Annotated in this window: 17 protein-coding genes; all 17 read left to right on the forward strand. The window is 39.2% G+C overall.

Going from position 1 to position 22,371, the window contains the following annotated elements; translation table 11 throughout:
- Positions 1–38 precede the first annotated feature (38 nt).
- The gene (locus AC6UD4_RS06975) at positions 39–1,379 is read left to right on the forward strand and encodes an ATP-dependent helicase ComFA (RefSeq protein WP_500694447.1); all 1,341 of its coding nucleotides are present in this window, start codon (positions 39–41) and stop codon (positions 1,377–1,379) included.
- On the forward strand, positions 1,372–2,061 hold the full coding sequence (locus tag AC6UD4_RS06980; protein ID WP_500694446.1) for a ComF family protein: 690 nt from the start codon (positions 1,372–1,374) through the stop codon (positions 2,059–2,061). The genes AC6UD4_RS06975 and AC6UD4_RS06980 overlap by 8 nt, the downstream gene beginning before the upstream one ends.
- Positions 2,062–2,149: 88 nt before the next feature.
- Positions 2,150–2,683, forward strand: coding sequence for a ribosome hibernation-promoting factor, HPF/YfiA family (gene hpf, locus AC6UD4_RS06985; RefSeq protein WP_500694445.1), 534 nt, complete (start codon positions 2,150–2,152; stop codon positions 2,681–2,683).
- Positions 2,684–2,816: 133 nt separating this feature from the next.
- Complete coding sequence (gene secA / locus AC6UD4_RS06990) at positions 2,817–5,183, forward strand: preprotein translocase subunit SecA (RefSeq protein ID WP_500694444.1); 2,367 nt, start codon at positions 2,817–2,819, stop codon at positions 5,181–5,183.
- A 52-nt stretch (positions 5,184–5,235) separates the two neighbouring features.
- Positions 5,236–6,352 (forward strand): peptide chain release factor 2 gene (gene prfB, locus AC6UD4_RS06995; RefSeq protein WP_500694443.1). Its coding sequence is split into 2 segments (ribosomal slippage): positions 5,236–5,307 and positions 5,309–6,352, totalling 1,116 coding nucleotides; the frame shifts between segments, so codons are not numbered across the junction.
- 18 nt (positions 6,353–6,370) lie between these two features.
- Positions 6,371–7,528, forward strand: coding sequence for a PDZ domain-containing protein (locus AC6UD4_RS07000; protein ID WP_500694442.1), 1,158 nt, complete (start codon positions 6,371–6,373; stop codon positions 7,526–7,528).
- A gap of 116 nt (positions 7,529–7,644) precedes the next feature.
- The gene (hprK, locus tag AC6UD4_RS07005) at positions 7,645–8,661 is read left to right on the forward strand and encodes an HPr(Ser) kinase/phosphatase (protein ID WP_500694441.1); all 1,017 of its coding nucleotides are present in this window, start codon (positions 7,645–7,647) and stop codon (positions 8,659–8,661) included.
- A gap of 11 nt (positions 8,662–8,672) precedes the next feature.
- Positions 8,673–9,485 (forward strand): prolipoprotein diacylglyceryl transferase, encoded by an 813-nt coding sequence (gene lgt / locus AC6UD4_RS07010; RefSeq protein ID WP_500694440.1) that lies wholly within the window; start codon positions 8,673–8,675, stop codon positions 9,483–9,485.
- Between the two features lie 26 nt (positions 9,486–9,511).
- The gene (locus AC6UD4_RS07015) at positions 9,512–10,528 is read left to right on the forward strand and encodes an NAD(P)H-dependent glycerol-3-phosphate dehydrogenase (protein WP_500694439.1); all 1,017 of its coding nucleotides are present in this window, start codon (positions 9,512–9,514) and stop codon (positions 10,526–10,528) included.
- 23 nt (positions 10,529–10,551) lie between these two features.
- Complete coding sequence (galU, locus tag AC6UD4_RS07020; RefSeq protein WP_500694438.1) at positions 10,552–11,451, forward strand: UTP--glucose-1-phosphate uridylyltransferase GalU; 900 nt, start codon at positions 10,552–10,554, stop codon at positions 11,449–11,451.
- A gap of 118 nt (positions 11,452–11,569) precedes the next feature.
- Complete coding sequence (locus tag AC6UD4_RS07025; protein WP_500694437.1) at positions 11,570–12,079, forward strand: thiol peroxidase; 510 nt, start codon at positions 11,570–11,572, stop codon at positions 12,077–12,079.
- Positions 12,080–12,095: 16 nt separating this feature from the next.
- Positions 12,096–13,028, forward strand: a complete 933-nt coding sequence (gene trxB, locus AC6UD4_RS07030) for a thioredoxin-disulfide reductase (protein ID WP_500694436.1) — start codon at positions 12,096–12,098, stop codon at positions 13,026–13,028.
- A 152-nt stretch (positions 13,029–13,180) separates the two neighbouring features.
- Complete coding sequence (uvrB, locus tag AC6UD4_RS07035) at positions 13,181–15,196, forward strand: excinuclease ABC subunit UvrB (RefSeq protein WP_500694435.1); 2,016 nt, start codon at positions 13,181–13,183, stop codon at positions 15,194–15,196.
- Between the two features lie 9 nt (positions 15,197–15,205).
- On the forward strand, positions 15,206–18,067 hold the full coding sequence (gene uvrA, locus AC6UD4_RS07040) for an excinuclease ABC subunit UvrA (protein WP_500696823.1): 2,862 nt from the start codon (positions 15,206–15,208) through the stop codon (positions 18,065–18,067).
- Between the two features lie 50 nt (positions 18,068–18,117).
- Positions 18,118–18,657 carry an HdeD family acid-resistance protein gene (locus AC6UD4_RS07045; protein WP_500694433.1) on the forward strand — a complete coding sequence of 180 codons (540 nt, stop codon included), beginning with the start codon at positions 18,118–18,120 and terminating at the stop codon, positions 18,655–18,657.
- A gap of 149 nt (positions 18,658–18,806) precedes the next feature.
- A complete protein-coding gene (locus tag AC6UD4_RS07050; protein WP_500694432.1) occupies positions 18,807–19,076 on the forward strand; it encodes a CsbD family protein in 270 nt (89 codons plus the stop codon).
- A 773-nt stretch (positions 19,077–19,849) separates the two neighbouring features.
- Positions 19,850–22,371, forward strand: a 2,522-nt coding sequence (locus AC6UD4_RS07055) for a mucin-binding protein (RefSeq protein ID WP_500694431.1), incomplete at its 3' end; no start/stop codon positions are given.

Here is a 22,371-nt window from a genome sequence, read left to right on the forward strand (position 1 = left end):
TCCTGTTCTTCGTATTTAAAAATGGAGGCGGATAGTTAATGATCAAAGATCAAAAAGAACTAATGGGAAGACTTACGCCAAGCACTTTGATTGATCCGATGCTTTTAAGTGATCCACTTCTTAATTTTGAATTAGCGGTAACGGTTAATCAAACTACTATTCATTGTAACCGATGTGGATTCAATTGTGAAAAATCAAAATGTGAACTTCCCAATCATATTTTTTACTGCCCCAATTGCATCGAAATGGGGCGAATTGATTCTTCGATGAAACTGGTTAGTGTCCTAGAAACAAATCGTGTTGTGGTTCCAAGTAATGTTTTGACTTGGGATGGGACGCTAACTGTAAATCAAAAAGACTGTGCGTTAAGGATGATTGAATCAGTAAAACATCACCGTGATCATCTACTGTGGGCGGTTACTGGAGCGGGTAAGACCGAGATGCTTTTTCCGGTATTAACATGGGCAATTAAACGTAAATTTCGAATTGCCATTGCTTCTCCCAGAGTGGACGTGTGTTCGGAACTTTATCCGCGTCTTAAAGCGGCTTTTTCTAACCTTGATATGGTTTTATTGCATGGTAAAAGTAAAGACAAGTACCATTATTGTCAACTGACTGTCTGTACGACCCACCAACTCATGCGTTTCTTTCATGCTTTTGATTTGTTGATTATTGATGAAGTTGATGCGTTTCCATTCATTAATAACGTTAACCTGGAATTTTCCGTAAAGCATGCTTTAAAGACTACGGGTCAAAGAATCATGTTAAGTGCCACTCCAAGTAAACGACTGAAAACCCAAATCACGCATGGAAATGGAGATATGAGTTATTTGCCGATCAGGTTTCATGGTCATTTGTTGCCCGTGATTAAAGTTCACTTGTCAAGAAAGTGGCGGATGCAATTATCAAAGGGAAGGTTACCCCATCAATTAATTAAAATGTGTCAGCGTAACGTTGCAATTGGAAGAAGATTTTTATTGTTTGTTCCTAAGATTAAAGATTTACCGGTGGTTGATCGGATTTTAAGCAAACAAATCCGTGGTTCAAAGGTATGGGAATGTGTTTATTCGGCGGACAAGAAACGAATGGAAAAGGTTCAAGCCATGCGTGACCAGCAAGTGTTATTTTTAGTGACTACGACCATCTTAGAACGAGGAGTGACTTTTCCGGATATTGATGTAATGGTACTGGGGGCCGACGATAAGGTCTTTTCTACGTCGTCATTAGTTCAGATGGCAGGAAGAGTGGGCCGAAAAAAGACCAGACCGACCGGTAACGTTGATTTTTTTTTGGGAAGTTTTTCAAGACGAATTACTAGCGCCCAAAATGAGATTAAGGCTATGAATCGCAGAGGGATGAAATTAAAAAGTCATGAATAAATGTTTATGGTGTAATCAAATTATTAGAAGTGATGTGAGCATTTCCTTTATTTTAAGTTTTCGTTCCTTTGTCCCGCCAATTATGTGTGATGAATGTCAAAAACTTTTTTGTCCCATTGATTTAAAAACGGCGTGTCCAGATTGTGGCAAGCAGCAAGCAAAATTAGAGTTGTGTGATGATTGTAAGATTTGGGAAGATCAATCTGGTCCCAAATTAATTAACCACGCGTTGTTTCCATACGATGAAATGAGTGATTACATGGCTCGGTACAAGTTTCAGGGTGATTATCGGTTAAGACGACTATTTCAGAGCCAGTTTCAGTCTTTTATATTTGACCATAACGATGATGGCATGATTGTCCCCATCCCGATTAGCAAGAAAACGTTTGAGGTGCGAAAGTTTAATCAGGTTGAGGGCTGGTTAACTGGTATAAAATATCAAAAGGTCTTAGGAGCGGTGTCAAAAAAGGGCTTACCCCAGTCTAAAAAAGATAAATTTGATAGGATGCATTTAAAACAACCATTTTACGTTGAGCCGGAGTGGTCAACTAACAATCTACGTGGGAGAAAGGTTTGTTTGATTGATGATGTGTATACGACTGGAACCACCCTGCACTTAGCAGCTAAACTGTTATATTCGTATGGGGTTAAGAAAGTCTCAAGTATTACCCTTGCACGTTAGTATTGATTGTTATTTAATCGATTAGAATTTATAATAGTTATAAGAGATTCGTTTGAAGACAATGATACTAAGCATAGGAGAGATTAAAATGCTTGAAACTAAATTAAGAGGTGATGATGTTGAAATCACCAGTGATCTTCGTGATTACATTAATCATCACGTCAAAACAATTGATAAACGTTTTGATGTAAACGTGAAAGGGACTGCCCATGTTGATCTTATGAACTATTCTAACGAACGAATCAAAGCTGAAATCACTATTATCCTACCGAACTTCTTACTGCGAGGTGAGGGCAACTCTGATGATATTCACAAAAGCATTGATATCGCGATTCACGATATCCAGCAACAGATCGATAAATATGGCTCAAAGGTAAATGAAGAATTAACTGAGCATAAGTTATCCCACGTTTTTAATGATCCCGATAAACGATTAGCCGAATCTAAGATCGTTAGGAAAAAGCGGATTCCTTTACAGAAGATGACTTCGGAAGATGCCATTATTCAGATGAATTTGATTGGGCATGATTTTTTTGTCTATGTTGATGTTACCGATGGCACCACTGACATTGTTTATCGAAGACATGATGGGGACTATGGGTTAATTAAAACCGATCGTTAGAAAAAACAGAAATATGATATTTCTGTTTTTTTGTGATGAATTTTTAATTGATTTGATAAAATGTTAGAATAAGAAAATAGACTGAGAATTCGAGAAACAAAAACGGTTTAGACACTAGAGGAGAAATCAATCAATGGCAACAAACCTTTTAAAGAAATGGGTTGAAAGCGACAAAAGCGAACTGAAACGATTAGGAAAGCTCGCCGATAAGGTCAGCTCATACTCAGAACAATATCGAAAATTAAGTGATAAAGAATTACAAGCTAAAACTCCAGAATTTCAAAAGCGTTATCAAAATGGTGAAAGCCTAGATGACATGTTACCTGAGGCTTTTGCGGTTGCCCGTGAAGGTGCCAGACGAGTGCTCGGACTAAATCCATTTCGAGTCCAGATTATGGGTGGAATTGTCCTTCATGAGGGTAATATTGCTGAGATGAAGACTGGTGAAGGGAAAACGTTAACGGCTACAATGCCCGTCTACCTGAATGCTTTATCAGGAAAAGGTGTTCATGTCGTTACGGTTAATGAATACCTATCACAACGTGATGCCACTCAAATGGGCCAGTTATACAATTGGCTGGGCTTAACGGTCGGGGTGAACTCGGCTGATAAGAATCCGGAAGAAAAACGAGCTGCCTATGATAGCGACATCACTTATTCAACTAATAGTGAGATTGGATTTGATTATTTAAGGGATAACATGGTGGTTTATAAAGAAGATCGGGTTCAACGCCCACTTAATTTTGCCATCGTCGACGAAGTTGATTCGATCTTAATCGATGAAGCCAGAACCCCATTGATCATTTCTGGTGAAGCTCGTGGGTCAAACAAGCTTTACATGCAGGCAGATAAATTTGCTAAGACACTAAATCCTAAAACGGATTTTAAAGTTGATTTAGAGACTAAAACGGTCTCTTTGAAGGATGTTGGAATTGAAAAAGCTGAAAAGTACTTCAATTTAAATAACCTTTACGATACGGAAAACACTGCTTTAACCCACCATTTGGATCAGGCTTTACGTGCCAATTACGTGATGGAAAAGGATAAAGATTACGTTGTCTCAAAAGACGAGGTTTTAATCGTTGATTCCTTTACCGGAAGAATCATGGAAGGTCGTCGTTTTTCAGATGGGCTTCACCAAGCACTTGAGGCTAAAGAGGGTGTTACCATCCAAGAAGAAAGCAAGACGATGGCTAACATCACCTATCAAAACCTATTTAGACAGTACAGTAAATTAGCTGGAATGACTGGTACCGCTAAGACAGAACAGGATGAGTTTCGAGAAATTTACAACATGGATGTCATTGCGGTTCCAACCAATAAACCGGTTGTTAGAATTGATGAGCCAGATGTTTTGTATCCAAGTTTGGAATCAAAATTTGACGCCGTTATTGCCAAAATTAAAGATTTACACAAACGGGGACAACCAATCCTGATTGGTACGGTTGCGGTTGAAACTTCTGAATATCTTTCAGAGCGACTTGATGAAGAAAAAATTCCTCACGTAGTTTTGAATGCGAAAAATCATGCCAAAGAAGCTGACATTGTTGCTAACGCCGGTCAAAAAGGAGCTGTTACCATTGCAACCAACATGGCCGGTCGTGGAACTGATATTAAGCTCGGACCTGGAGTGGTCAAATTAGGTGGATTAGCGGTTATCGGGACCGAACGACACGAGTCACGAAGAATTGATAATCAATTACGTGGACGTTCTGGAAGACAGGGTGATCCTGGTTATTCCCAATTCTATCTTTCACTTGAAGATGATTTGATGCGTCGATTTGGGTCTGATAAGGTTAAAAGCATTCTCGATTCGATGAAAGTTGAGGGCGATGATGCGGTTATCCGGAGTCACATGATCACGAAGCAGGTCGAATCGGCTCAAAAACGAGTTGAAGGTAATAACTATGATTCACGTAAAAACGTGTTAAAGTACGATGATGTGATGCGTCAACAACGTGATGTAATCTATGGCGAGCGTAGTAAAGTGATTGACGAAAATAAGTCACTTAAGTGGGTTATTATGCCAATGATCAAACGAACGGTTAATCGAATTGTCAACTTGCACACTCAGGGCGATCAAAAGAAATGGGATCTCCAAACCATCCTTGATTTTGCGATTAATTCATTAGTTAGTCCCGATCAAATTAGCATTGATGACTTGAAGGGAAAATCAAGTGATGAAATTAAGGCATACTTGATGGGACTCGTTGATACTGAGTATGATAAGAAAGAAAAAGAGCTCCAGGATCCAGAACAGATGCTTGAATTTGAAAAAGTGGTTGTGCTTAGGGTGGTTGATTCACACTGGACTGACCACATCGATTCAATGGACCAATTACGAGAGTCAATCGGTCTTCGTGGTTATGGTCAATTAAACCCATTAGTTGAGTATCAACGTGAAGGATTTAGAATGTTTGAAGAAATGGTCTCTGATATTGACTACGATGTCACTAGGTTGTTTATGAAAGCTGAGATCAGACAAAATATGGAAAGATAGTTTAAGAACGGAGGACTTTTGGTCTCCGTTTTTTCATCTTCAGGAGTATGAAATGGAATTAAGTGAAGCACGTGGACAGATCGAAAAGATTAAAAAAGCCGTAGCTGGCTTTAGGGGGTCACTTTGACCTGGATCAACTAAGTGAAAATATTTCGGTTAATGAGGCTAAAATGGCTGAACCGGGATTTTGGGATGACCAGAGAAAAGCCCAGAAATTAATTGATGAGAACAATCGATTAAAATTAAAATATGATAATTTTAATTCACTGGCTAAAAAGGTGGAAGATTTAAAGGTTAATCTCGAACTCCTTGAAGAAGTTAGTGATGATGATTTAAAGAAAGAGTTCGATGACGAATTAGCCAAGACCCAAAAGGAACTTAGTAGTTATCAGCTGAGTTTACTTTTGAATGGGAAATACGATGAAAATAATGCAATTGTTGAGATCCATCCTGGAGCTGGTGGAACTGAATCACAAGACTGGGGGTCCATGTTATTTCGGATGTATCAACGATGGGCCGAACAAAACGGCTTTTCGGTTTCAGTCGAAGACTATCAACCAGGTGACGTTGCTGGGATCAACAGTGTGACATTTTTAGTATCTGGAACCAACGCCTATGGTTACCTGAAATCAGAAAAAGGCGTTCACCGGTTAGTGCGGATCTCACCCTTCGATTCAGCAGGGCGGCGTCATACGTCGTTTGCCTCTGTTGATGTTATGCCAGAGCTTGATGAAACTGTGAACGTTGACATTAACCCAGAAGATCTCCGGATTGATGTTTTTCGGTCAAGTGGGGCTGGTGGTCAGCATATTAATAAAACCTCTTCAGCGGTTCGAATTACCCACTTACCAACTGGAATTGTCACCTCAAGTCAGGCCCAACGTTCACAATTACAGAATAGAGTTACAGCGATGAATATGTTAAAATCAAAGTTGTACGAACGTGAACAAGAGAAAAAAGAAGAAGAGAAAGCCAAGATTGAGGGTAAGCAGCTTGATATTGGTTGGGGTTCACAAATTCGTTCTTATGTTTTTCATCCCTATACAATGGTTAAGGATCATCGGACCAATTATGAGACTGGTAATGGTCAAGCAGTGATGGATGGTGATTTGAATCCATTCATTAACGCGTATTTGCAGTGGAATTTAAAACAGAAGAACCCAAAATAACGGAAAAGGAAGTTCATTATGTCAGTTGCGACTAATATTTTGTTTTTTGTCTTTATGCCAGCTTTTTGGTTTGCACTTATTCGCGTTTTCTTCGTTTACAATCGAAGAGTAAATCGAGAACGACGCTTATTTGAAAGTGCTGTTAACCCTAAATTTCACGAAGGATGGGTCTTTTTTAAATCATTAATTGTGCTGGGAATTGTTGGATCAATTTTAACTGCTTTGGTTGGGATTGAAGTGTCCTTAAATTGGATTTTATTATATGAATTATTGATCGCCATTAGTTTACTGATCCCAGGAATCTTAGTGCCGACATTGATTTTATTTGGATCAGTTTTTGTTGGGGTCTTCTTCAATGATTATTCAATCCCGATGATTAAGGGTGGCGACTTTATTGGTGCCGTGAATATGAACGCATCAAGATCGGCCAATTACTTAGCCTTAATCACAATCATGCTGGTTCTAATGTTTATCTTTTTGAAGATGAATGGTAGGACAATTAACTCTCCTCAGGTTTCAAAGAATCGGCGCGGAAACCGAGTGGCATCTTATGGATACAATGAGTTAGCTGTGATTCCGCTGGTACTGATGATTCCTGGTAAATTAATCGAAACGATCGTACCAATGTGGCCAGTTTTTAATATTTTTGGTGCACATGTAACCTTCTTGGTTGTTCCGTTTTTGATTGGTTTTCGCTTCAAGTTTGTTAACCATTTGCCAAATGAATTAATGCCACGGATTTCAAACGCGATTGGAGAACTCGCATTGTTAGCCATTTTACTAACGGCGGGTGCTTACTTTATGAGAAATAGTTACTACGTTATCATCGCGATTGCTTTATTGGCAGTGGTTTATGTAATCATCATGTATCACTTCCATCGCGTTGACCGAAAGACCGGAAATCAGATTAGTCAAGCGGTTAACGGAATCCGAATCATTGGGATTAAACCCCGCACTCCAGCCGATAAGATGGGACTTAAAACGGGTGACTTAATTGTTGAAGTTAACAACGTTCCGGTAAATTCGGAAAGTCAATTGTATTCTGCTTTACAAGATGATCCGACCTTTGTTCACATGAAGGTTAAAAATCGTAAGAATCAATTAGAGATTAAAGAAACGGCAATTTACGATGGTTCACCGCATGAGATTGGAATTGAAATGTTTCAAAATAATTAGTTAGAAGCACCCAGTTAATGGGCGCTTCTTTTATTTTGCATAAAATTAAGAACCGCCTAAATTAGGTCTGATTGTGTTAGAATTAAGTAAATTAATTTTATTTGGAGGTAGGTCCAATGGCTCAGAGTGTAACGGTAGCTGATTTAGTAAAGAACACTCATCTTAGTGTCTTTTGGGGTCGTGAATATTTAGACCGTCCCATTACCACTAGTGACATTTCACGTCCGGGATTGGAATTGACTGGATATTTTAACTACTACCCAGCCAAGCGAATTCAGATCTTTGGGATAACTGAAACCTCATTTGCAAAGGGAATGAGTGATGAAAAATTAAAAGAAGTAATGACCAAAATGTGTCAACCAGAAACGCCTGCATTTGTTATTTCTACTCAACTAGAACCACCTGAGCAGTTAGTGGCAGCCGCCAAAAAGGCTCACATTCCAATCTTAGGTTCAAAGTTAACCACCTCTAGAATTCTAAGTAATATGACGACGTATCTTGAAGCTAAGTTAGCCGAACGAAAGTCCATTCATGGTGTTTTGGTTGAAGTTTATGGACTTGGTGTTTTAATTACCGGTGATTCTGGAATTGGTAAGAGTGAAACGGCGCTAGAACTTGTTAAGCGTGGTCATCGTTTAATTGCTGATGATCGAGTTGAGGTTTATCAACAAGATGAGCAAACCTTGATTGGTCAAGCTCCCAAGATTCTTAATCACTTACTAGAAATTCGTGGGATTGGCATTATTGATGTAATGAACCTATTTGGTGCGGGTGCCGTTCGTTCCCAATCAAAAGTGGACTTAATCGTTCATTTGGACCAGTGGAACAAAGATACTAAGTATGATCGGCTTGGGACCGACCGTGAAACAACTCGAATCTTTGACGTTGATTTGAAGAAATTGACGATTCCGGTAAAACCCGGACGAAACTTAGCCATTATTATTGAAACCGCTGCGATGAATTTTAGGGCTCGTTCAATGGGATACGATGCGACTAAGGTCTTTGATAACAACTTAAATGAGTTAATCAAAGAAAATGCTTCTAAAAACAACCAGGAGCAAAAACACGAAGAACAAGCAGTTGAACAAAATAAGAAAGATATTAGCCAAGATGCTAATAAGGATCCTGAATAGGAGTGGAAGTTGTGTTTAGCATATTGGCATTAAATCCGGTTGCGATTCATCTCGGACCAATTGCGGTCCACTGGTATGGTATTTTTATCGCTGCCGCTGTCTTGATTGCCGTTTACCTTTCAATGAAAGAAGCTAAGCGACAACACTTAAATGAAGATGTTTTATATGATTTGATTTTGTGGGCGATTCCAATTGCGATTATTTCGGCTCGAATCTATTATGTGGTTTTTCAATGGAGCTATTATCGCCATCATTTAGATGAGATTATTCAAATTTGGGATGGTGGAATCGCCATTTATGGAGCTTTAATCGGGGCTGGATTATTTATTTGGTGGTTTTGTTTTAAACATCATTTGTCAGTCTGGCAGATTTTAGATATTGCCGCTCCAACCGTCATTATGGCTCAAGGAATTGGTCGTTGGGGTAATTTCATGAATCAGGAAGCATTTGGAGCGGTAACATCACTTCAATTTTTACAGCATTTACATTTACCTGACGTTATCATCAATCAAATGTTTATTAGCGGGGCGTACCGCCAACCAACGTTTTTATATGAGTCACTTTGGGATTTAGCAGGATTTGCTGTCTTGATGATTATGAGACATGCCCCGCAGTTCTTTAAGCGTGGGGAAGTCTTTTTAAGTTACGTGATGTGGTATTCGTTTGGACGTTTTTTCACCGAGGGCATGCGGACCGATAGTTTAATGTTATTCGGGGTAATCCGGGTATCACAGTTGCTTTCCATTTTATTATTCGTAGTAGCACTATTTGTTTTAATTTATCGTAGACGAAACGACCAGTTAGTCTGGTACTACGGTAGTTAAGTGATTTGTAGGAGATAATTTAAATAATGACAGAAAAAATCGCAGTACTCGGTGCAGGATCATGGGGCAGCATGCTCGCCGATATTTTAGTTGAAAATGGGCATGAAGTTAAAATTTGGTCGAAAAGCAAGGAACAGGTGGATGAGTTAAATAATCAGCACACTAATTCCCATTACATCAAGAACTTTACCTTTCCAAAAGAGATGAAAGCTTATGCTGACATGGAAGAGGCACTTAAAGGAGCCGATGATGTTTTATTCATTGTTCCATCACAGGCAACTCGTTCGGTTGCAAATCAAGCTAACAAAATTTTGGGCAAGTTAGAAATGAAACCATATATCATCCATGGAAGTAAGGGCATTGAAAAGGGTACCTATGATCGAATGTCTCAGGTATTGCAAGAAGAAATTGATCCTCAAAATCGTAAGTCGATTTCAGCCCTTTCTGGACCTAGTCAAGCTGAAGATGTTGCTAGACGTGAGATTACCTTAGTTACGGTTGCGAGCGATGATATGCCATCTGCTGAGCATTTTCAAAAATTATTTATGAATGATTATTTTAGAATCTACACTAATAACGACATTATTGGGGTTGAACTTGGTGGGGCTTTAAAAAATATTATTGCATTAGGAGCTGGAGCCTTGGTAGGTTTAGGTTACGGTGATAATGCAAAAGCAGCCCTCATGACTCGTGGTATTGCGGAAATATCACGTTTAGGTGTATCATTTGGTGCGGACCCATTAACTTTTAGCGGATTGTCTGGTGTAGGTGATGTGATTGTTACCGCAACTAGTTCTGATTCTCGTAATTGGCGGGCTGGTTATCAGCTTGGCAAGGGCAAGAAATTGGATGACGTTGTTAAAGACATGGGCATGGTGATCGAGGGAATCGACACCAATCAAGCTGCATTTGAATTATCAAAACAACGTGGGGTAGAAATGCCCATTACATCCGCAATTCATGCAGTAATTAATAATGAAGAAACCGTTTCTGACGCGATTTCTAATTTAATGTCTAGAGAGGGACGTTCAGAACAAGGTTAATTCTAAAAGGGGTATATAAGAAGATGAAAAAAGTAACTAAAGCTGTTATTCCTGCCGCTGGTTTAGGAACAAGATTTTTACCTGAAACGAAAGCACTTCCAAAGGAAATGTTACCAATTGTTGATATTCCAACCATTCAATACATTGTTGAAGAAGCTAAGGCTTCTGGAATCAAAGACATTGTCATTGTGATTGGTAAGGGCAAGCGTGCCATTGAAGATCATTTTGATTCAAACGTAATGCTTGAAGAAAACCTTGAAAAAAAGGGTAAAGAAAAGATGCTCAAGTCAATTCAGAAGACTAATGATATGAACATTTACTTTATTAGACAATCTTATCCACGTGGACTTGGCGACGCTGTTTTAACGGCCAAAAGTTTCATTGGAAATGATCCATTTGTGGTTATGCTTGGAGACGACTTGATGGAAGATACGACTCCGCTCACCAAACAATTGATGAATAGTTACGAAAAGACGGGAGCTTCAACCCTTGCCGTTATGAAAGTCCCTCATAAGGAGACTTCTAAATACGGAGTAATTGAACCAGTTAGCGAGGTTTCAAAGGGACTTTATAATGTGAGAAACTTCGTTGAAAAGCCAGATCCTAAGGACGCTCCTAGTGATTTAGCAATTATTGGACGTTACTTGTTAACTCCACAGATCTTTGACGTTTTGGAACACACTAAGCCAGGTAAGGGGAATGAAGTTCAGCTAACCGATGCCATCAATACCTTAAATCAAACTCAAAGAGTGTTTGCTCATGAGTTTAAGGGTGATCGTTACGATACCGGCAATAAGCTTAGCTGGCTTGAGACTAACATTACCTTTGGTTTAAAACACCCTGAAATTGAGCAAGAATTACGTGAATACATTAAGAATCTTGGTCAAAAGCTGACTAAGGAAGACGAACAACAGAAAAATTAGATTAAAATGCCGACTTTTGCCGGCATTTTTTATTTTGAAGTATAATGATTAAACATTTAATTCAGTTTATGATAATATAATTTTGTACAATTGATATTAGTCAAGGAGGTTTTTGGTTATGAAAATTAAATTAGGTGGACTACCAGTATCATGGTTAATGGGTGATGATCAACCAAAGGTTGGAGATTATCTACCAAAATTTACCGTAAAAAATGCTGAAGGGAAAGATGTTACGACTGATGATTTAAAGGGTCAGACAACGTTGATTAGTGTGGTTCCTAACTTAAAGACAAAGGTATGTAGTTTAGAAACTGCTCGTTTTAACCAGGAAGCATCAAAGTTTAAGGGAATTAAATTTGTTACCATTTCAAATAACCCAATTGAATACCAAAAAAATTGGTGTGCCGCTCATGGTGTCAACAACATGGAAATTCTTTCTGATTTTAATGGTTCATTTGGAAAAGCCATGCACTTATACATCCCGGCTTTTGGTCACTTAGCTCGGGTGGTTTACTTGGTAAATGCTGAAGGCAAAATTTTGTACTGCCAAGCAGTTCCAGAAATTACTCATCAACCAAACTATGAACCAGTTCTTGACGAGTTAAAGAAAGTAACAAACAATAAATAATGATTGAGGCGATATAATGGCAAAAAAGTATGATGTAATTGTAATCGGTGCTGGTCCAGCCGGAATGACGGCGGCATTGTATGCATCACGAGCCGAACTATCTGTATTAATGCTTGATCGTGGGATCTATGGTGGACAGATGAACAACACTGCCGAAATTGAGAATTATCCTGGATTTAAATCAGTCTTAGGACCAGATCTATCTAAAAAAATGTACGATGGGAGTACTCAGTTTGGTGCTGAGTATGGCTACGGAACCGTTACTGGCATTGACATTGATGGCGATAAGCGGATTGTTAAGACTGAAGACGGTGACTATGAGGCTCCTTCTGTAATTATTGGTGCTGGTTCTGAGTACAAGAAACTCGGGGTTCCCGGTGAGCAAGATTACAGTGGAAAAGGTGTTTCTTACTGTGCGGTTTGTGATGGCGCCTTCTTTAAAGGCGAAGACGTTGTTGTCGTTGGTGGCGGTGACTCTGCGATTGAGGAAGCTACTTATCTATCCAATATCGTAAAGCACGTTACGGTCATTCACAGACGTGATCAACTTCGGGCCCAGAAGATTCTGCAGAAGCGGGCCTTTGATAAGGACAATATCGATTTTGTCTGGAACAGTAACGTTACTGATATTGAAGGTGACGGTCAAAAAGTAACCGGGGTTGCGATTAAAAACAATCAGACCGGTGAAACTTCAAATATCAAAGCTTCTGGTGTCTTTATTTACGTTGGTATTTTACCAATGACTGATGCGTTCAAGAACCTTGGAATTACTGATGAACAAGGTTGGATTGACACCGATGATGAAATGAAGACTAAGATTCCCGGTGTCTTCGCGGTTGGTGACGTACGAAAGAAACATCTACGTCAAATCACGACTGCGGTCGGCGATGGCGGAACTGCAGGTCAGGGCGTCTTCAATTACGTCGAAGAGCTGAAAACTAAAGATTAAACGAAAAAGAGCAGAGTCGATCTGCTCTTTTTGTATGGAAGCTTTGGTCTAATTGCTTTGCGAAAGTATGTTCGTATGCTAGAATTATTATAAGTAATGGGAGAAAGTTAATACTTTCTCCTTTTTTTCCGAGTTTAAGAAGAGGTGCCAATATGATTAAAAAAACGAATAATAATTTTGACCTAGTTTCGAAATTTACTCCAACTGGTGATCAGCCGGAAGCCATTAAGGAATTGACTCAAGGAATCAAAAATGGAGATCGTGATCAGGTCCTTTTGGGTGCTACTGGAACTGGTAAAACCTACACCATGGCAAATGTCATTAAGAACATTAACAAGCCAACGCTGGTTTTATCGCACAATAAAACTTTAGCTGGGCAACTTTATAGTGAGCTCAAGCAGTTGTTTCCTAATAATGCGGTCGAATATTTTGTGAGTTATTATGATTTTTATCAGCCTGAGGCCTATGTTCCTTCCAGTGATACCTATATTGAAAAGGATGCTTCGATTAATGACGAGATTGATCAACTCCGCCACGCAGCAACGAGTGCTCTACTAGAACGAAACGATGTTATCGTTGTGGCTTCAGTTTCCTCAATCTTTGGTTTAGGAAGTCCAAAAGAATATCAGGACCATACGGTTTCGTTGCACGTTGGACAACAACTAGAGCGCGATGTCTTTTTGCGTCAGTTGGTTAACATTCAATTCGATCGAAACGACATTGATTTTCAACGTGGTCGCTTTCGTGTACATGGTGATGTAGTAGAAGTCTTTCCGGCTTCTAGAAATGAACATGCCTACCGGATCGAATTTTTCGGTGACGAGATTGACCGAATTACTGAAGTTGACACGTTGACTGGTGAAGTTATCGGTGAACGAAAACAGATTACAATTTTTCCTGCCACTCACTTCTTGACTAACAAGGAAACGATGGATGTGGCTTTACCTGAAATCAAGGATGAAATGGTAAAACAGGTTGCTAACTTTGAGAAAAAGGGCAAACTACTTGAAGCTCAAAGATTGAAGCAACGGACCACCTATGACATTGAAATGATGCGTGAAATGGGATATACAACTGGGATTGAGAATTATTCTCGTTATATGGACCGCAGAAAACCTGGCGAAGCTCCATACACATTATTGGACTTTTTCCCCAAAGATTATTTGATGTTCATTGATGAATCACATCGAACGGTTCCGCAAATCGGTGGAATGTTTAACGGTGATAAGGCTAGAAAGCAGCAATTAATTGATTATGGATTTAGACTTCCCAGCGCGCTTGATAATCGACCATTAAAGTTACCTGAGTTTGAAAAACGGGTTAATCAAGTAGTTTATATGTCAGCCACTCCGGGTCCATATGAAGAGGACAAGACTAATCACGTTGTCCAACAAATTATTCGTCCAACTGGACTACTTGATCCAACCGTTGAAGTTCGTCCCACGAAAGATCAAATGGATGATTTGGTTGGTGAAATCAATAAACGAGTTCAAAATAACGAACGTACCTTCGTTACGACCTTAACCAAGAAGATGGCAGAAGATTTAACCGATTATCTAAAAGATTTGGGAATTAAAGTAAAATACTTGCACAGTGATATTAAAACCCTCGAAAGAACCCAAATTTTACGTGATTTGCGTTTGGGTAAGTTTGATGTTTTAGTTGGAATTAACCTGTTGCGTGAAGGGATTGACGTTCCCGAAACATCATTGATTGCAATCTTGGATGCTGATAAGGAAGGCTTTTTGCGTGACAAACGTTCCCTTGTACAAACAATTGGAAGAGCAGCTCGTAATTCACACGGACATGTTATTATGTACGCGGACAACGTTACCGATTCGATGAAGTACGCGATGGATGAAACTGCCCGTCGTCGTTCCATTCAGATGAAGTACAATCAGGAACACAACATTACCCCTAAGACCATTATCAAACCAATTCCTAAGGCCATTTCTGCGTATAAACAGGGCGAGAAAAACAACGATGATAATACTAATGGAAGCTTTGTTGAATCCGATTTTGACCAAATGAGTGCTAAGGATCAAAAGGAAATGATTGATAATTTAGAGGACGAAATGAGAGCTGCAGCCAAAAAACTTGATTTTGAGCAAGCTGCTAACTTAAGGGATACCGTGATGCAGCTTAAGGGTGAGAAAAAGAAAAAGTGAGGTGGTTAGATGGCAAATGACGTCATTAAAATTAAAGGCGCCCGTGAACATAATCTAAAAGACGTAAATGTTGATGTCCCCAAGAATAAAATGGTGGTAATGACCGGTTTATCTGGTTCAGGTAAGAGTTCTTTAGCTTTTGATACTCTGTATGCTGAAGGTCAACGTCGTTATGTCCAGAGTCTTTCCTCTTATGCTAGACAATTTTTGGGTCAAATGGATAAACCTGACGTTGATTCGATTGAGGGACTTAGTCCAGCCATTTCAATTGATCAGAAAACAACTTCAAAAAATCCTCGTTCAACCGTTGGAACTGTCACTGAGATTAATGATTATTTACGTTTATTGTGGGCAAGAGTTGGGACGCCAATTTGTCCAAATGATGGAACGGTCATTACTAGTCAATCCGTCGATCAAATGATTGACGAAATCATGGCCCTCCCTGAACGAACTAAATTGCAGATTATGTCACCAGTGGTCCGTGACAAAAAGGGGCAACACAAAAAAGTTTTTGAAAAGATTAAGCGGGAAGGCTTTGTAAGAGTCCGAGTAGATGGTGAAATCCATGATGCGACCGAAGATTTTGATTTAGATAAAAATAAGCGTCATAACATTGACGTGGTAGTGGACCGAATTGTCGTTAGAGACGGGATTAATTCACGATTGTCAGATTCACTTGAGACAGCTTTACGTCTAAGTGATGGATATGCCATTGCCGACTTTCTTGGTAAGCGAGAGCCGATGGTGTTTTCGGAACATTACTCTTGTCCGATTTGTGGTTTTACGGTTGGGAAACTTGAACCACGTCTTTTTTCATTTAATGCCCCATATGGAGCATGTCCTGAGTGTGATGGATTAGGAGTTAAGTTGGAAGTCGATAACGATTTAGTGGTCCCAGATCAAGATAAGACGCTTAATGAGGGAGCAATTGAACCATGGAATCCAATTAGCTCAAAATACTATCCAGCAATGTTAGAGCAGGCTTGTAAAGCCTTTAATATTGATATGGATACTCCATACCGTAAATTACCAAAGAAACAGCGTGATCTATTGATGAATGGTTCCAAGGGGAAAACGTTCCATTTTCACTACAAGAGTGATTTTGGTGGAGTTCGTGATGTTGATGCTCCCTTTGAAGGAGTCCTTAACAACGTTAAACGCCGTTATCATGAAACCAACAGTAATTTCACTCGAGAACAAATGGAAAAGTACATGACAGAATTAACTTGTCAGACTTGTCATGGGTACCGATTAAACGAAAAGGCTTTGGCAGTTAAGATTAATGGCAAACACATTGGGGAAGTTTCTGATATGAATATTGCCGATGAACGCCAATTCTTTAGTAAGCTTACTTTTGGTGAACAAGATACGGTTGTTGCTCATCCAATTATTAAGGAAATCTGTGACCGACTGGAATTTTTGGAAAACGTTGGATTAAATTACCTGACCCTTTCCAGATCAGCACGGACACTTTCTGGTGGTGAAGCCCAAAGAATTCGGCTTGCTACTCAGATTGGTTCAAATCTTTCAGGAATTTTGTATGTACTTGATGAACCATCCATTGGTCTTCATCAGCGTGATAATGATCGGTTAATTAAGTCCCTGAAAAAAATGCGTGATTTAGGTAATACATTGGTCATTGTTGAACATGATTCAGATACGATGCGTTCAGCCGATTATTTAATTGATGTTGGCCCAGGAGCAGGAGAGAAGGGTGGTAAGATTGTTGCCACCGGTACTCCAGAACAAGTGGCTCAAAATCCGAAATCATTAACTGGTCAATATCTCTCTGGAAAGAAGTTTATTCCCGTTCCCTTAAAACGACGAAAGGGGAACGGCAAAAACGTCACCCTAAAGGGTGCTTTAGAAAATAATCTCAAAGACATTAACGTTAAATTTCCACTTGGTAAGTTTGACGTGGTGACGGGAGTTTCTGGTTCCGGAAAGTCTACGTTGGTTAATGATATCTTAAAACGAGCCTTGGCCCAGAAGCTGAATCATAATTCGGAAAAACCAGGTAAGTATAAATCAATCACTGGATGGAAGAACATTGAAAAACTAGTAAGTATTGATCAAAGTCCGATTGGCCGAACCCCTCGAAGTAATCCAGCTACATACACTGGAGTCTTTGATGATATTCGGGGCTTGTTTGCCCAAACTAACGAGGCCAAGCTTCGCGGTTATAAAAAGGGACGGTTTAGTTTTAACATCAAGGGTGGTCGTTGTGAGACTTGTCATGGTGATGGAATCTTGAAGATTGAGATGAACTTTCTACCCGATGTTTACGTTCCGTGTGAAGTTTGTCATGGAAAACGGTATAATTCTGAAACGCTTGAGATTCAATACAAGGGAAAAAATATCGCTGAAGTTCTTGACATGACCGTGAATGAGTCGTTAGAGTTTTTCAAAGCCATCCCAAAGATTACGCGAAAGTTGCAGACCATTTCTGACGTGGGACTTGGTTACGTGAAATTAGGTCAACCAGCTAATACCTTGTCAGGTGGAGAAGCACAACGAATGAAGTTAGCTTCTGAACTCCATAAGCGTTCAACTGGAAATAACTTTTATATTCTTGACGAACCCACCACGGGACTTCATACTGATGACATCAAACGATTAATTGGGGTCCTTTCTAAATTAGTTGATAAGGGAAATACCGTTCTGATCATTGAACACAATTTAAACGTTATTAAAGAGGCTGACCACGTGATCGACTTAGGTCCAGAAGGTGGCGCTGCCGGCGGATACGTGGTTGGAACCGGAACACCCGAACAGATTGTTAAACTGAAAAATAGTTATACTGGTGAATATTTAAAACCCGTCCTAGAGCGTGACACCAAGCGAACCATTGAGGCCGAAAAGCATCAGTAAAATTAGATGTGGTAAAATATGGTTGTAACAAACAATTGGAGGTCATATTTATGATGTACGAAGATAAAAAATGGGGATTTGATTGGTTTGAATGTCTATTTGGTGTTGTCTTATTATTAGCCGCCGTTTTGATGTTCTTCCACCCAACTGCTAGTGCTGCTGTCTTGGCGATCATATTCGCCGTCGTTGCATTAGTTGCCGGAGTAAAATCAATTTGGGTCTACCGAAAGTTAAGTCAAGAAATTGGCTATCGAAGTTTTACGATGTTAATTGGTGGTGCGATTGAAATCTTGTTAGCACTATTGTTCCTGTTTAACATTCACGCTGGGACCTTTACCCTAGGGATCCTATTTGCAGTTTGGATTCTGGTTTACTCAATCTGTCAGTTGATTGTAGTTGATCACATTCGTAATTTTAACGGTGGGGTCTTCTGGACATCACTTGTTTTTGATCTTATTACACTATTTTTAGGAATTTTCTTACTGTTAGACCCAAGTCTAGCTGCTAAGGTTTTAGCTATAATTGTGGGAATTGTCCTGTTAGTGGCAGGAATTAACATGATTATGCTGGCATTTGCTCATAAACTATAAAATTAATTAAGACACCTTAAATTAATGAGGTGTCTTTTTTTGGATTAATTCTTAATTAATATCTTAATGGGGGGAAGTCTTTACTAGTTATTATTTTACAGGCATGATACTATTATATTGAATTATTAATCAATATTAGGAGGGTCATTATGAAGAATTTACTTTTAGGTTTTAGTTTGGGTGCAAACATCGTGTTAGGTTACTTAGTACTTGAAGATCGTTATGATTTAGACGATATTGCTGACCGCATCGATAACTTGAGTGACGTTGCCCAAGGTAAGGCACAGCAAATTAAGGGTGCTATCTCTGGTGACACCATGGATAAGATCAAAGGTGACCTACAAAGCAGTAAGGGGAACTTTATGAACAAAGCCCAAGATGTTAAAGATGACATCGACAGTGACCTTGATAACGAATAATTAGATAGGAAAAAAGCAATTTGCAATAATAAAGTGTCGTATAATATTTAGATTTTTTATATAAATCTATACTTCTAAGGATTCATACCGATTTAAATTGGTATGAATCCTTTTTTTTAGAAATTCGTTTATCATCAAACCGTTTGAAGAGAGTTATTCACTAGCGAGAGTTGTTCTAACTCTTTCGGATAATTAAGGCTTTTTACACATTAAGAGAATAATGAATGTGAATTTAATTATAATTAATATAATGTGATTTCTTTTATAATTTTATTCACAAACAGCCACGTAATCCAGTAAAAACCAATGTTGGTAAACATCACAAGGAATGATTTTATGTTTTGCTAATGATTTATTAGTAAATTAATTTTCACGGTAATTCTCACATAGTGCGATTAAACGGGGCTGGCGGAGCATCTTGTTGCTATACTTGGCGTTGAATTTGGCTGTCATTTTCATTATGTACAATCACTAATTAACATTTAAAATTATTATTAGGAAAAAGTAAGAATTACGTTGCTATCATTGGACATACACGGCTAATGTTACAAAACCATTACGATTTTTCGTTTTATTTACACACAATGAGAAACAATTACCTCCATGCATTGGTTAATCGTGAAAAACACTGCCATGTATGCCTTTGTTTTACTCATATTGTATAAAATACGATTGTGTTCAATTTAATTTCAGATTGTGCAATAATTACTTAAGGCTAAGTAGGCCGGTAAGTATAGATTAATTTGAAATTAGAAGGGCAGGTTTTTATTTATATGTTTAATCGTGATAGCAAAACACATTATAAGATGTATAAGGCTGGTAAACGATGGCTGTTCAGTGCAATTACAGTCACGATGTTTTCAGCCGGGATTTCAGGCGGAATCCTTATGTCTAACCAACATAATGTGAAAGCGGACGTTACTAACAACACTCAGATGAATTCACAAAATAGTGATTCGTCTGATAAGCAAGTAACAGTACCGCAAAATCAGACTACCAATGATTCGGCAACTGAACAGAACGTCATCAAGAGTGATGAGGCAGCAAATACACAGGCTAATTCATCACAAAACGACACAACTGATCAAAATGTTACCAAGAATGATGATGTTTCAGCTAAGCAGACCGACTCATCACAAAATAAGTCCTCTGATGAAAACATAGCCAAAAATAATGACACCACATCAGATAAGCAGACTGACCAAAGTGCCACTAAAAATAATGATGCATCTGACCAAAAGAAAGATGCCGCACAAGATCAATCAGCTGACAAGCAGACTGACCAAGACGCCACCAAGAACGACGATGCTTCTAACCAGAAGAAAGATGCCACACAGGATCAATCAACTGATAAGAAACCTGACTCTGATGCCACTAAACAAGACGCAACTAAGAATGATGGCACTACTAGTAAAGTAGCCGATGCATTAAAAGATCAATCAGCTGATCAAAATTCCGATCAGAAAGCAACTACAAGTGATAACGCAGTAAACAAGCAAGACGCTGCGGTAGATGCTAACCAAAAGGCTGATGATCAAGCAGCAGCCATGAAGCAAACGGCGGCAGCTTTAGCCACCGATGATGGTCAAGCTAAAGTTGCAACTACCAATTTTGCCGAAAGACAACCATTCAACGTTGACATGCAAGATCCAGATTATAAGACACTAGGAGTTCCTTGGGTCGATCCTGATGAAGAGCACTATACTTACGGATATGTAAGTGTTAATGCCCCAGAAGGCACAACCAAAGTTAAGTGGTTAGTTTGGTCAACTGATCGTAATGGTGATGGAACTGTTTATGTAAACGAAATTGATGCTGATGGTAATGTAATTGGAACTTATCTATTAAAGGATAATGGTACAACTTTGTCTTCCACTAACGTTGATGGATTGCATTACTACAAGTGGGATGATCATAATACTGGAGTTGGTTTCAATGCCGACCAACCAGATGGTTATTCACTTATTAAAGAGTGGTTCTATAACAATTCTAGTGATAGTGCTGTTCCACTTGGTCAGATGTCAATTATAACTCCAGAGGTTGTTGATCAAGTAGTTACATGGACTAACCGTGATACCGGGCAAGTAATGGTTACTAAAACTTACAAGGGAATTGCTGGTCAACATTATACGATAAGTGGATTACCACCAGAAATCCCAACCACTTATTATATTTCTACACAACCTACTAACGCGTCCGGCTCTGTTTCAAACTTTGGTGTTCCTGGTACTGTGTGGACTGAATATTATAGAGAGGGTTATCGTCTTGTTTATACTGAGACTGATGATCATGGTGGTATGAAAGTTCAACTCTTTGATAAAGATGGTAATTTAATTCAAGGTAGTGATGGTCAAGATACTTATTACATTGATGCAAATTATATGTATGATCCTGCTAACAAGCAGTATTCTTGGAGTATTGATGGATACGGTAGAATTATCCTTTTGTCAATTTATGTGCCACAATCACGGAAAATTGACTTTGGAGTTGCTCAACTGGGAAAATTAGTTCCAGTTGATTCCAATGGCAATCCAATTGACAATGGATCCCATGATGTTCCATACGAAACGCAACCAGACGATCCTACTAAAGCACAACAACCTCAATTACCCAATATTCCTGGCATGATTCCAATGGACCCCCATGATCCAAGTCAACCATTAAAGCCAGGTCCAGATGGGACTTATCCATACCCAATTACGGATCCCGGTTCAGACACTAAAGTTCCTTATGGTCCTGCTACCAGTCAAGTGACTGATAATAGTGGTCAAGGTACCATTACCGTTCACTACAAGGACGCTAACGGCAACACTGTTTCACCAGATAAGCAAGTCAGCGTTCCGTTCACAAGAACCGGGACTAGAGATAATGAGACTGGTAACATCACTTGGGGCGATTGGGAACCAGCAGGAGATGCTCATCCAGTAATCACTTCACCAACCGTTCCTAATATGACTCCTGATCAGCCAACGGTTACTGGAACCGCCACTGAAGGTAAAGATGATGTGCATACCGTTATCTACAGTGACACCCTAACAACAGTAACTGATAATAGTGGTAAGGGAACCGTGACCGTTCACTATGTTGATGTTAATGGGAAGACCATGGCAAAAGACCAGGTTGTTACCGTTCCATTTACTAGAACGGGGACTAAGAACGAAAAGACTGGTTCAATTACTTGGGGTGACTGGAAGCCAGCCGATAACGCTAACCCAGTCATTAATTCTCCCAAAATTACTGGTTACACACCAAGTCAAGCTAGTGTAACGGGTGATGCTGCTGAAGGAAAAGACGA

Source organism: Fructilactobacillus sp. X3R5C2, assembly GCF_059901175.1.

Excerpts from the sequence above, each read along its gene's own strand:
- AC6UD4_RS06975 (WP_500694447.1), top strand. The coding sequence starts at position 39 with ATGATCAAAGATCAAAAAGAACTAATGGGAAGACTTACGCCAAGCACT.
- AC6UD4_RS06980 (WP_500694446.1), top strand. The coding sequence starts at position 1,372 with ATGAATAAATGTTTATGGTGTAATCAAATTATTAGAAGTGATGTGAGC.
- hpf (WP_500694445.1), top strand. The coding sequence starts at position 2,150 with ATGCTTGAAACTAAATTAAGAGGTGATGATGTTGAAATCACCAGTGAT.
- secA (WP_500694444.1), top strand. The coding sequence starts at position 2,817 with ATGGCAACAAACCTTTTAAAGAAATGGGTTGAAAGCGACAAAAGCGAA.
- AC6UD4_RS07000 (WP_500694442.1), top strand. The coding sequence starts at position 6,371 with ATGTCAGTTGCGACTAATATTTTGTTTTTTGTCTTTATGCCAGCTTTT.
- hprK (WP_500694441.1), top strand. The coding sequence starts at position 7,645 with ATGGCTCAGAGTGTAACGGTAGCTGATTTAGTAAAGAACACTCATCTT.
- AC6UD4_RS07015 (WP_500694439.1), top strand. The coding sequence starts at position 9,512 with ATGACAGAAAAAATCGCAGTACTCGGTGCAGGATCATGGGGCAGCATG.
- galU (WP_500694438.1), top strand. The coding sequence starts at position 10,552 with ATGAAAAAAGTAACTAAAGCTGTTATTCCTGCCGCTGGTTTAGGAACA.
- AC6UD4_RS07025 (WP_500694437.1), top strand. The coding sequence starts at position 11,570 with ATGAAAATTAAATTAGGTGGACTACCAGTATCATGGTTAATGGGTGAT.
- trxB (WP_500694436.1), top strand. The coding sequence starts at position 12,096 with ATGGCAAAAAAGTATGATGTAATTGTAATCGGTGCTGGTCCAGCCGGA.
- uvrB (WP_500694435.1), top strand. The coding sequence starts at position 13,181 with ATGATTAAAAAAACGAATAATAATTTTGACCTAGTTTCGAAATTTACT.
- uvrA (WP_500696823.1), top strand. The coding sequence starts at position 15,206 with ATGGCAAATGACGTCATTAAAATTAAAGGCGCCCGTGAACATAATCTA.
- AC6UD4_RS07045 (WP_500694433.1), top strand. The coding sequence starts at position 18,118 with ATGATGTACGAAGATAAAAAATGGGGATTTGATTGGTTTGAATGTCTA.
- AC6UD4_RS07050 (WP_500694432.1), top strand. The coding sequence starts at position 18,807 with ATGAAGAATTTACTTTTAGGTTTTAGTTTGGGTGCAAACATCGTGTTA.